The sequence below is a fragment of the Pseudomonas sp. GW821-FHT07F05 genome (assembly GCF_059418765.1).
Map to the genome: position 1 here is coordinate 93,884 of NZ_JBWKQL010000009.1, position 10,747 is coordinate 104,630.

Genomic DNA, 10,747 nt, shown 5'->3' on the forward strand with positions numbered 1-10,747 from the left:
CTGATGTGCAGCGATGGGTTGCGTCGCGCGAGATTAATCGTCGGAATGCCGTTTTGCCAGCACCGCGTACGGTACTTGTATCCGGGATGTATCCTGTCCGATATTTCTGTAATGGTTTAGGTGTATTGCGCCCGGACCCACCGCGCTATGGTTCACGCCCTTGCGACGGTCAAAGGAGTGGCACACATGCATCAAACCCTTGAGCAGGTTTTCGGTTATCGGCAGTTTCGCGCCGGACAAGAGGCCGCCATCAGTGTGGTGTTGGCAGGGCGCTCCGCTGCGGCGATATTTCCCACAGGTTCCGGTAAATCCCTCTGCTATCAGCTGCCTGCGTTGCTGCTGCCGCATCTGACCTTGGTGGTGTCACCGCTGCTGGCGCTGATCCAGGACCAGTTGGCTTTCCTTCAACGGCACGGCATTGCGGCAGCGAGCATCGACTCCGCGCAAAGCCGCGATGACGTCGCCGAGGTCATGGCCAGGGCCCGCTCCGGTGAGTTGAAAATCCTGATGATTTCCGTCGAGCGCCTGAAGAACGAGCGCTTCCGACACTTCATCACACAGGTGCCGATCTCCCTTCTGGTCGTGGACGAAGCGCACTGCATTTCCGAGTGGGGCCACAACTTCCGGCCCGATTACCTGAAACTCCCTGACTACCAGCGCGAGTTCAACATCCCCCAGGCGCTGCTCCTGACAGCGACCGCGACGCCCCAAGTCATTAATGACATGCAAAGCAAGTTCGGCATCGCGCTGGACGATGTGGTGACGACCGGCTTCTACCGATCCAACCTCACGCTGCGGGTTGAGCCCGTTGCAGGCCGGGACAAGCGCCGGCGTCTGGTGGAGTGGCTTGGCGAACGGGCCGGGCAGCCGAGCATTGTTTACGTCACGCTGCAGAAGACTGCCGAGTTCGTGGCCGCTCATCTGTCGCAGAACGGCATCCCGGCGTACGCCTACCATGCCGGTCTGCCCCACGATAAGCGCGAGTCGATTCAGCGCCAGTTCATGGACGGGCGCCTGAACTGCATCGTTGCCACGATCGCGTTCGGGATGGGCATCGACAAGAGTGACATCCGCAACGTCGTGCATTTCGATCTGCCCAAATCCATCGAGAACTACAGCCAGGAAATCGGCCGTGCGGGGCGCGACGGGGCGACGTCGGAGTGTCTGGTCTTGGCCAATCGCGACAGCCTGAACGTGCTGGAAAACTTCGTGTACGGCGACACGCCGGAGCAGGAGGGCATCCGGCTGGTGCTGGAAGATCTGCAAGGCGCGCGCAACGACAGTCAGTGGGAGTTTCTGCTGGCGCCGTTGTCGGACCTCAGCAACATCCGCCAACTGCCCCTCAAAACGCTGCTGGTGCAGCTGGAATTGCGCGGGATCATTGCGCCGCGTTATTCGTATTTCGCGGAGTATCGCTTCAAGTACCTGATAGAGCCGCAGGTGCTGGTGCAACGCTTTCAGGGCGAACGACGCCAATTCGTGCAGGCGCTGATCGAAACTTCAAGCCGGGCGCGCACCTGGGCAACCGTGAATTTCGACGCGATGTATCAGCAGTATCAGGCCGAGCGCGGGCGAGTTGTGACGGCGCTGGATTTCTTTCAGGAAAAGGGCTGGATCGAACTCGAAAGCAAGCAGATGACGGAGGTCTACAGCCCGATCGCCGCCGACTTCGACGCGCAGGCGCTGAGCGAGGAGTTGCATGACTATTTCGTCGATCACGAAAAGACCGAAGTCGCGCGCATCCACGCGATGCTCGAACTGTTTGCCAGCGAGCAGTGCCTCAGCCATCGTCTGGCCCGATACTTCGGCGACGACCGTGCGCCCGAGCAGTGCGGCCATTGTTCGGTGTGCGAGGGCCATGTGGCTGTGCTCCCCGAGCCGCCTGCCCTGACGCCGTTGACCGAGCAGAACTTCGCGGACCTGTGCAGCGAGTTCGTTGGCAAGCACCTTGAGGTCCGAGGGCATGAGCCGGGTGCGGAGTGCCTGACGCGGTTTTTCTGCGGTATCAGCGTGCCGATGTTTACCCGGCTCAAGGCCCGTAATATCGGCGGGTTTGCGGCGCTGGAGGCGTATCCGTATGCCGAGGTGCGGGAATGGATTCAGAGCCAGATTCAATAGCCTTTACCAACCTCATAAACGAAGAAGCACAACAGACAACTGGAGGGAGCCACATGAACGACACCCCGCGGCGCGCCGACTACCGCCACTTTCAGCCGATCGTCACGCGCTGGCACGACAATGATGTGTACGGCCATATCAACAACGTCACGTATTACAGCTTTTTCGACAGCGCGGTGAATACCTACCTGATCGAGCAGGGCGGGCTGGATATCCACGACGGTGAAGCGGTGGGCTTTGTGGTGAGTTCGTCGTGCGATTACTTTGCGTCGATTGCCTATCCGGAGTTGATCGAGGTCGGGCTGCGGGTTGGCAAGCTGGGCAACAGCTCGGTGCAATATGAGCTGGCGGTGTTCAAGGCGGGGGAAGACGAAGCGCGGGCGGCAGGCCGCTTCGTGCATGTGTTCGTGGATCGGGCGTCCAATCAGCCGGTGCCGATCCCGACGGGGTTGCGGCAGGCGCTTGAGCGATTGGTGGTTTGAAAATGAAACCGGCCGCGTCAAGGGCGGCCGGTGTTCATCGGGTCAGGTGCGCGCGTTGGGCTCGACGGCGTTAGTCACGATGGTGCTTGCGATGACCGTACGCGTGGCCGCGACCGTGTTTGTAGTCGCGGCGATCGCCACGGTAGCCACGGCCTCGGTCGTCGTCACGGCGGCTTTCGTCGCCCATGTAGTTGCCGAGTGCGCCGCCCGCGCCGCCGCCCGCCGCTGCGCCGATCAGACTGCCCGTGCTGCCGCCGACACTGCGGCCAATCACGTTGCCGCCCGCGGCACCCAGGCCGCCGCCGATTGCGGCTTCGGTACGGTTCCGGCGGTTGGCGCCCACTGCGCCACCGGCCGCGCCGCCAAGGCCGGCACCGATTGCCGAACCTGTGCTGCCGCCGACCTGCTGGCCAACGACGGACCCGAGTACCCCACCCAATGCGCCGCCCACGCCGGCCGTCACGTTATCGCCTGCTGAGGCAAAACCGCTGACCAGTGAGAACGACAACAACAGAATCGAGGAATACTTCATGTAGGAATGCTCGTAGGGATGACGCCGCGATCCTGCAAGTATGAAGAAAATGTCACAATCGAATTCCGACGAGTAACACGACCTGTATACAAAACGCTAACTTATTGTTTTGGCTTGGGAACCTAAGTCAGGTTGATGAGTCATACGCTACTGGACAAAGGCCCGAATCTCGCGATTCGGGCCTTTTTTTGTGGCTGCTGCGCAGGTGAGCTTGATCGCGACGTGACCAGTACATCCGGTGAACATCCAGCGGCTGAAAGGTCCCCTTCGCGAGCAAGCTCGCTCACACAAGGACGTGAGTCAGCGAGCTATCTCGATCAGTGCGATGAACCTGTGGCAGTGAGCTTGCTCACGAAGGGGCCGGAACACTCAGCCAATTCTCTGGAGACTGAAAGCAGGTCTATGCGGGCCATCTCGCCCACATAGACATGCTTTGCTACGCAGACTAAATAATCCGCGCGGTCTCCACATGCCGTTCCAGCTTGATCGCGACGAACTTGGACGTTGGCGTGCTGCTGCCGTCACCGACGCTTTCCAGCGGTACCAACGGGTTCACTTCCGGGTAATACGCAGCGGCTTGGCCGGCCGGGATGTCGAACGGCAGGAGGGTGAAGCCCTTCACGCGACGCGTGATGTCATCGCCCCAGATCGACACGATGTCGACTTTCTGACCCGGTACGAAGCCCAGCCGAATGATGTCGGCCTCATTCACGAACATCACGTCACGCTGACCTTTAACGCCGCGATAACGGTCGTCCAGGCCATAGATGGTGGTGTTGTACTGATCGTGCGAACGCATCGACTGCATGATCAGGTCCGGCACGATGCCTGTCCCGCGCACGCTTTCATGCACCAGATCGCTCGGCAATACGTTCGGCTTGAAGTTGGCCCGCGCACTTGGCGTGTTCCAGCGACGGGAGCCTGCGGCGTTGCCCAGATAGAAACCGCCCGGGTTCTTGATCTTCTCGTTGAAGTTCTGGAACGACGGAATGGTGTCGGCGATCAGGTCGCGAATGCGGCTGTAGTCCGCCACCAGCCACAGCCAGTCCACCGGCTGCTTGCCCAGCGTTGCGTTGGCGATGCCCGCCAGAATCGCAGGCTCGGAACGCATCTGCGGCGACAGCGGCTTCAGCTGGCCATTGGACGCATGGACCATGCTGAACGAGTCTTCAACGGTCACTGCTTGCGGGCCTTCGGCCTGGATGTCGATGTCGGTACGGCCGAAGCACGGCAGGATCAGCGCTTCTTTGCCGTGGGCGAGGTGACTGCGGTTGAGCTTGGTGCTGATCTGTACGGTCAGGTCGCAGTTGCTCAGGGCTTCGAAGGTGCGCGGGCTGTCCGGAGTGGCCTGGGCGAAGTTGCCACCCAGCCCGATGAAGACTTTCGCACGGCCTTCCAGCATCGCGTGAATCGCTTCGACGACGTTATGGCCGTTTTCACGCGGCACCTTGAACTGGAAACGTTTCTCCAGCGCATCGAGGAAGAACGCCGGCGGACGCTCGTTGATGCCCATGGTGCGGTCGCCCTGCACGTTACTGTGACCGCGCACCGGACACAGGCCAGCGCCGGGCCGGCCGATGTTGCCGCGCAGCAGCATCAGGTTGGAGACTTCCTGGATGGTCGGCACCGAATGGCGATGCTGAGTGATGCCCATCGCCCAGCACATGATCACGTTCTTGCCTTTGGCGTACATGCGCGCGGCGAGTTCGATGTCGGTCAATGGCAGACCCGATTGCTCGACGATGAATTCCCACGAGGTATCGTCGATGGCCGCCAGGTATTCCAGTACGCCGTTGGTGTGCTCATTGAGGAACGTGTGATCGAACACCGATGGCTCATTCTTCGCCTGGGCTTCACGTTCCCACTGCAGCAGGAACTTGGCCATGCCGCGCAGCAGGGCCATGTCGCCGCCCAATGCCGGACGGAAATACGCCGTGTTGGTCGGCTCGGAGCCGTTGCTGAGCATTTCCAGCGGGTGCTGCGGGTGCTGGAAACGTTCCAGACCGCGTTCTTTCAGCGGGTTGACGCACACCACTTGCGCGCCACGTTTAACCGCTTCACGCAGCGGTTCCAGCATGCGCGGGTGGTTGGTGCCCGGGTTCTGGCCAAGGACGAAAATCGCGTCCGCGTGCTCGAAGTCCTCGAAGGTCACCGTGCCTTTGCCGACGCCCACGCTTTGCGACAACGCAACGCCGCTGGCTTCGTGGCACATGTTCGAGCAGTCAGGGAAGTTGTTGGTGCCATAGGCACGAACGAACAGCTGATACAGATACGCCGCTTCGTTGCTGGCACGGCCCGAAGTGTAGAACTCGGCCATGTTCGGGCTTGGCAGGTTGTTCAGGTGCTTGGCGATCAGGGCGAAGGCGTCGTCCCAGGCGATCGGCTTATAGCGATCGGTCTGAGCGTCGTAGACCATTGGCTCGGTCAGACGGCCCTGATATTCCAGCCAGTAATCACTTTGCTCAAGCAGCGCGCTCACGCTGTAGCGGGCGAAGAAAGACGGGTCGACGCGGCGCTTGGTCGCTTCCCAGTTCACGGCCTTGGCGCCGTTCTCGCAGAACTTGACCATGCCGCTTTCCGGCGAATCGCCCCACGCGCAACCCGGGCAGTCGAAACCGCCGTTCTGGTTGGTTTTGAGCATCGTGCGAATGTTCTTCAGGGCGTTGTCACTGGTCAGCCAGAAGTGGGCGACGCTGATCAATGCGCCCCATCCGCCAGCCGGGCCTTTGTAGGGCTTGTAGCGGGGGGTCGATACCTTGTCGGCTTCTTTATGCATGCTCACGCTTGATTCTCCAACGCAGGACTGTAAACCCGCGGCGCACTGTGTTTAGGCAGATGAATGAGGTTGAGGTTGTGGCGGCGAGCCCATTGCAGCGCCAGGCCGGTCGGCGATGACAGGCTGACAAGGGTCTGAATGCCGGCACGTAACACTTTTTGAATCAGTTCGAGACTGCAGCGGCTAGTGACGATAGCCAGCCCGCCCGTGGTCGGGATGTTCTGGCGAATCAGCGCGCCGATCAGCTTGTCCAAAGCGTTATGTCGGCCGATGTCTTCACGACCTAAAAGAATTTCGCCGCGAGCGTCCATGAACATCGCTGCATGGACGGCGCCGCAGTGTTCACCCAGTGGCTGAAACTCACCCATGCGCGCGCGCAGGCCTTTCAGCCATTCGGCGGGGGGAAGAGGGGCGCCGGGCAGCACGTTGAGCTCGGGCAAGGCCTGCTCGACGGCTTCAACGCCGCACAGGCCGCAGCCGCTGGTGCCGGCCATTTGCCGACGCTGGGTTTTCAGGTTCCAGAAGGCGCGGCTGGCGATTTCAACTTCTGCGGTCTGCGCAGAGCCACAACCACCGAGCTTGATGTCGTAGATCTCGTCCGGTGATTCGATGAGCCCGCTGCCGATGCTGAAGCCGACGATGAAGTCTTCCAGATCGCCGGGCGTGACCAGCATGACCGCCTGGCTGATGCCGTTGTAGGCGATCGCCAACGCGACTTCCTCGGCCAGCACATTGGGCTCGCTGACGTCGTGTTCGAGGTTCGAATAGCTGTAGGACTGGCTTGCGGCGGGCGCGGGCAGTTGTTGTGCGGGCGCCGTGATATCCATGTGCTTGGCGTGCATTGGGAGTAACCGGCAGAATGATTAGGCTTAAGCCTAGGCCTCCGGTCGGATTACGTCTAATCGCTAGTACTGATGCACCGATAGATGACGTCGATCAACTTTCTTGCATCATCGTGTGATAGAGCGCCAGACAGGCTTCAGCCAATGCCGAGCGCGGCGCTGAGCGACGCATGATCAAGCCTAGTCGAGCCAGAGTCTGTGCGTCTTCGATGGGTTGCAAACGCAGATGCTCGGTGAGGGATTCCAGCCCGCCGTCCAACGGCATGATCGCGCAGCAGAAGCCGCCATGAACCGCTTGCAGCAGCTGATGGACCGCATCGGTCTGAATGATCGGCTGCGGATGGAGGCCGCGGCTGTGGAAGTTGTGATCGATGGACTGCCGAAAGTGCATGCCGCTGGTGAGCAGGCCCAAGGGCAGTTTGGTCAGGCTTTCCCAGCTCGACGTCTCTTCGGCAAAGCTGAAATAGCGCTGGTCATACATCACACCCATCCGCGTCTCGGCCAGTTGCAATGAGTCGAAACGCTCGGAGTCCAGTCGGTCCAGATACGAAACCCCGAGGTCCAGGCGGTTGCTGGCGAGTTGATCGAGAATCTGCTCGGAGCTCAGGGATGAAAGCTCGAAGCGCATGTTCGGGTGCAGGGAATGCAGGCGTTGCAGCAAGGGCAGCGGATCGAAGTTCGAGAGTGGCACCACGCCCAGTCGCAACGTGCCGACCAGATGCCCGCGACAGGCGGCGGCTTCAGCCTGCAAGCCGTCATACGCTGCCAGCACCGTGCGCGCCCATGCCAGAACGCGTTCGCCCGGCGCGGTGAAGCCTTCGAAGCGTTGGCCGCGATTGACCAGCGGCAGATCCAGCTCTTCTTCAAGGCTGCGCAGACGCATCGACAGTGTCGGTTGCGTGATATGGCAGCGCGCAGCGGCCTGCCCGAAGTGACGGGTTTCGTCGAGGGCGATCAGAAATTTCAGCTGCTTGATGTCCATCGTCTCTCCTTGAGGCACAGGCCGGCCCGGCGAAGTCTATCGCGACCGAACGTCAAATGGCTTGAAACCTTGGGACGCGGCCAAAGGTCGGAGTCTTGTCGGGCAATGTCAGCGGAACAGATGTTGCGCGGGAAACCACAACGACACTACGACGACACCAAGGAGAAACCCATGAGTCTGTTCAGTTTTGTGAAGGAAGCCGGTGAGAAGCTTATCGACCTGCTCACCCCAGGAAACGCCAACGCCAGCGATGAGCTGAAAAAGCACATCGAGTCTGTCGGGTTGGGCAATCCCAACGTTCATGCGACGGTCGAAGGCGACAAGATTACGTTGACGGGCGAAGTCGCCAGTCAGGAAGAGAAAGAGAAGATCGTACTGGCGGCCGGTAACATCGCCGGTGTTGGCAGCGTTGATGATCAGCTGACCATCGCCGCCGGCGCACCTGCTGTGGTTGCTGCGACGTTCGTCACTGTTCAGAAGGGCGATACCCTCAGCGCTATCTCGCTGCGCGTGTATCACGATGCCAACAAGTACCAGAAAATCTTCGACGCCAACAAGCCGATGCTGAAGGACGTAAACAAGATCTACCCAGGTCAGGTTCTGCGTATTCCTGAGTAAGCGGTAAGTTGTACTGGCCGTACGGAAACCAGCGTTAGCGCTGACCGTACGGCAACCCTCGCTGCATGATTCTTACAAGCCCTGTATCAACGCCCGATAATCTTCAACAGCCTCGAACTCTTCGGTGTCTTTCGGGCCTTTTCGGCTGTCCGGCTCCCGCACTGCCAACAAATGGCCGATGCCGTATCGCCCAGCGCTGCGCAAGATCGGCAAGGTGTCGTCGATGAACAGACTGCGCGCCGGATCGAACTTGATATCGTCCTGCAGCGCGTCCCAGAACTGCGGGTTTTCCTTGGGATAACCGTAGTCATGGGAGCTGATCAAACGCTCGAAGTAGGGCGCCAGTTCCAGTCTTTCCATCTTCAGCGACAGCGAGTCGCGGTGTGCGTTGGTGATCATGATCACCCGTTTGCCGGCCTGCTTGAGGGCGGCCAGAAACGTCTCGGCGTCGGGGCGCAAGGCGATGAGGTGGGCGATCTCGACTTTCAGGTCCTTCACCGGCAGGTTCAGCTCCGTGCTCCAGAAATCGGTGCAGTACCAGTTGAGGGTGCCGGCGTTTTTTTCGAAGAGCGGCATCAGCTCCAGTTGCGCCATGGCCAGACTGACCCCGTGCACTTCGGCATAGCGCTTGGGCAGATGCTCCAGCCAGAAGTGATTGTCGAAATGCAGGTCGAGCAGCGTGCCGTCCATATCCAGCAGAACGGTGTCGATATCGCGCCAGGGCAAAGAAGGCATACAAGTCTCTCGGCGTTGAAGGGGTCGCGTGGGTTTGCGGCGAAGACATCCGCAAAAGCCACGGTATAGTAACCCGTCTACGCCAAGGAGCTCGTCATGCAGCAGAAACCTACCGTCCTCTCTCGCGAAATCGTCGCGAGCAGCCGTCTGTTCCGCGTTGAAGAAGTGCAGCTGCGCTTTTCCAACGGCGTCGAGCGTACCTACGAGCGGCTGGTCGGCAGCGGCAGTGGCTACGGCGCGGTGATGATCGTGGCGATGCTCGACGCCGACCACGCCGTGCTGATCGAGGAGTATTGCGGCGGCACGGATCAGTACGAGCTGTCGCTGCCCAAAGGCTTGATCGAGCCGGGCGAGGACGTGCTGGCCGCCGCCAATCGCGAGCTCAAGGAAGAGGCCGGTTATGGCGCGCGCACCTTGGTGCACCTGACCGAGCTGTCGCTTTCGCCCGGCTACATGAGCCAGAAAATCCAGGTCGTGCTGGCCACCGATTTGTATGAGGAAACACTGCCCGGCGACGAGCCTGAGCCGATGCGCGTGGACAAGGTCAATCTGCGCGAGCTTTCCAGTCTGGTTCAGAATCCGCAGTTCACTGAAGGGCGCGCGCTGGCGGCGCTGTACCTCGCCCGGGATCTGCTGGCCGAGCGTGGGGACTTCCTGCCATGAACCCGACATTCGCACAATTGCCGCACCCGCTGCTTGCGCCCGTCATAGAGCTTTGCCGGCGGGCCGGCGAAGTCATTTTGCCGTTCTGGCGCTCCGGCGTGGAAGTCGAGGTCAAGTCGGATGACTCGCCTGTCACGGCCGCTGACCTGGCTGCCCATGAGCTGCTGGTGGCGGGCCTCAAGGCGCTGGATCCGAGTATTCATATCCTGTCCGAAGAGGACGCCAACATCCCGTTGAGCGAACGCAGCCAGTGGCAACGCTGGTGGCTGGTGGACCCGCTGGACGGTACCAAGGAATTCATTGCCGGCAGCGAAGAGTTCACCGTCAACGTGGCACTGATCGAGAACGGTCGCGTGGTATTTGGCGTGGTGTCGATGCCGACCAATAACCGCTGCTATTTCGGTGGCGCCGGGCTGGGTGCGTGGCGCAGTGACGATTCGCAGCATATGGCGCCGATCAGCGTGCGCAATGAGCCGGGCGCGGGAGAAGCGTTCACCGTGGTCGCCAGCCGTCGTCACTCCAGCCCCGAGCAACAGAAGTTGCTGGCCGGTTTGTCGGAAGTGGTGGGTGAGCTAGAGCTGACCAATATCGGCAGCTCGCTGAAGTTTTGCCTGCTGGCCGAAGGGGCCGCCGATTGCTACCCGCGTCTGGCGCCGACGTCTCAATGGGACACCGCTGCTGCACAAGGTGTGGTGGAGGGCGCGGGCGGCGTAGTGCTGAACCTGGACGGCACGACCTTCAAGTACCCGGCGCGGGAGACGCTGCTGAATTCGTATTTCCTGGCGTTGCCGGCTGAGGCGACATGGCGCGGCGCGTTGCTGGCGTTGGCGAGGGCTTGAGCGCACATCAGCTCTGAGGACGCCGTAGGGGATCAATTGTGAGAGCGAGCTTGCTCGCGAATAGGTTGGTACATCCACGCCATTTTCAGCGGCTGTAATGCCGCTTTCGTGAGCAAGCTCACTCCCACAGGGGCTGTGTCTGCTGCGAGAAAGCGCGGGG

The 10,747-nt window shown here is 60.8% G+C and carries 10 protein-coding genes; 5 read left to right on the plus strand and 5 right to left on the minus strand.

Going from position 1 to position 10,747, the window contains the following annotated elements; genetic code table 11:
- Window positions 1-186: 186 nt before the first annotated feature.
- Complete coding sequence (locus AC07RO_RS18605; protein ID WP_495086766.1) at window positions 187-2,118, plus strand: RecQ family ATP-dependent DNA helicase; 1,932 nt, start codon at window positions 187-189, stop codon at window positions 2,116-2,118.
- A 53-nt stretch (window positions 2,119-2,171) separates the two neighbouring features.
- Window positions 2,172-2,600: an acyl-CoA thioesterase gene (locus AC07RO_RS18610; protein ID WP_495086767.1), complete on the plus strand. Its 429-nt coding sequence runs from the start codon at window positions 2,172-2,174 to the stop codon at window positions 2,598-2,600.
- Window positions 2,601-2,670: 70 nt separating this feature from the next.
- On the opposite strand, the gene AC07RO_RS18615 is transcribed toward AC07RO_RS18610, so the two are convergent.
- The 4 genes from AC07RO_RS18615 to AC07RO_RS18630 form a co-directional block, all read right to left on the minus strand.
- Complete coding sequence (locus tag AC07RO_RS18615; RefSeq protein WP_037016408.1) at window positions 2,671-3,132, minus strand: YMGG-like glycine zipper-containing protein; 462 nt, start codon at window positions 3,130-3,132, stop codon at window positions 2,671-2,673.
- Between the two features lie 445 nt (window positions 3,133-3,577).
- Window positions 3,578-5,908, minus strand: a complete 2,331-nt coding sequence (locus AC07RO_RS18620; protein WP_282365923.1) for an FdhF/YdeP family oxidoreductase — start codon at window positions 5,906-5,908, stop codon at window positions 3,578-3,580.
- A gap of 2 nt (window positions 5,909-5,910) precedes the next feature.
- Window positions 5,911-6,750 carry a formate dehydrogenase accessory sulfurtransferase FdhD gene (fdhD, locus tag AC07RO_RS18625; RefSeq protein WP_495086768.1) on the minus strand — a complete coding sequence of 280 codons (840 nt, stop codon included), beginning with the start codon at window positions 6,748-6,750 and terminating at the stop codon, window positions 5,911-5,913.
- A gap of 94 nt (window positions 6,751-6,844) precedes the next feature.
- Entirely contained in the window at window positions 6,845-7,732 is an 888-nt protein-coding gene (locus AC07RO_RS18630) for a LysR family transcriptional regulator (RefSeq protein ID WP_192171332.1), read from the minus strand.
- Window positions 7,733-7,903: 171 nt separating this feature from the next.
- Between AC07RO_RS18630 and lysM the strand changes: the two genes are divergently transcribed.
- Window positions 7,904-8,350 carry a peptidoglycan-binding protein LysM gene (gene lysM / locus AC07RO_RS18635; protein WP_192171331.1) on the plus strand — a complete coding sequence of 149 codons (447 nt, stop codon included), beginning with the start codon at window positions 7,904-7,906 and terminating at the stop codon, window positions 8,348-8,350.
- 72 nt (window positions 8,351-8,422) lie between these two features.
- Here lysM and yrfG read toward each other — a convergent pair whose 3' ends face one another.
- Window positions 8,423-9,085 carry a GMP/IMP nucleotidase gene (yrfG, locus tag AC07RO_RS18640; protein ID WP_133773649.1) on the minus strand — a complete coding sequence of 221 codons (663 nt, stop codon included), beginning with the start codon at window positions 9,083-9,085 and terminating at the stop codon, window positions 8,423-8,425.
- A 96-nt stretch (window positions 9,086-9,181) separates the two neighbouring features.
- Between yrfG and nudE the strand changes: the two genes are divergently transcribed.
- Both nudE and cysQ read left to right on the plus strand, forming a co-directional pair.
- Complete coding sequence (gene nudE, locus AC07RO_RS18645) at window positions 9,182-9,748, plus strand: ADP compounds hydrolase NudE (RefSeq protein WP_122534054.1); 567 nt, start codon at window positions 9,182-9,184, stop codon at window positions 9,746-9,748.
- Window positions 9,745-10,587 carry a 3'(2'),5'-bisphosphate nucleotidase CysQ gene (gene cysQ / locus AC07RO_RS18650; protein ID WP_495086769.1) on the plus strand — a complete coding sequence of 281 codons (843 nt, stop codon included), beginning with the start codon at window positions 9,745-9,747 and terminating at the stop codon, window positions 10,585-10,587. Before nudE ends, cysQ begins: the two co-directional genes overlap by 4 nt.
- Window positions 10,588-10,747 lie beyond the last annotated feature (160 nt).

What these genes read in the sequence shown, in the direction of transcription:
- AC07RO_RS18605 (WP_495086766.1), top strand. Translation starts at nt 187, where the DNA reads ATGCATCAAACCCTTGAGCAGGTTTTCGGTTATCGGCAGTTTCGCGCC.
- cysQ (WP_495086769.1), top strand. Translation starts at nt 9,745, where the DNA reads ATGAACCCGACATTCGCACAATTGCCGCACCCGCTGCTTGCGCCCGTC.
- AC07RO_RS18615 (WP_037016408.1), bottom strand. Translation starts at nt 3,132, where the DNA reads ATGAAGTATTCCTCGATTCTGTTGTTGTCGTTCTCACTGGTCAGCGGT.
- AC07RO_RS18620 (WP_282365923.1), bottom strand. Translation starts at nt 5,908, where the DNA reads ATGCATAAAGAAGCCGACAAGGTATCGACCCCCCGCTACAAGCCCTAC.
- lysM (WP_192171331.1), top strand. Translation starts at nt 7,904, where the DNA reads ATGAGTCTGTTCAGTTTTGTGAAGGAAGCCGGTGAGAAGCTTATCGAC.
- nudE (WP_122534054.1), top strand. Translation starts at nt 9,182, where the DNA reads ATGCAGCAGAAACCTACCGTCCTCTCTCGCGAAATCGTCGCGAGCAGC.
- fdhD (WP_495086768.1), bottom strand. Translation starts at nt 6,750, where the DNA reads ATGCACGCCAAGCACATGGATATCACGGCGCCCGCACAACAACTGCCC.
- AC07RO_RS18610 (WP_495086767.1), top strand. Translation starts at nt 2,172, where the DNA reads ATGAACGACACCCCGCGGCGCGCCGACTACCGCCACTTTCAGCCGATC.
- yrfG (WP_133773649.1), bottom strand. Translation starts at nt 9,085, where the DNA reads ATGCCTTCTTTGCCCTGGCGCGATATCGACACCGTTCTGCTGGATATG.
- AC07RO_RS18630 (WP_192171332.1), bottom strand. Translation starts at nt 7,732, where the DNA reads ATGGACATCAAGCAGCTGAAATTTCTGATCGCCCTCGACGAAACCCGT.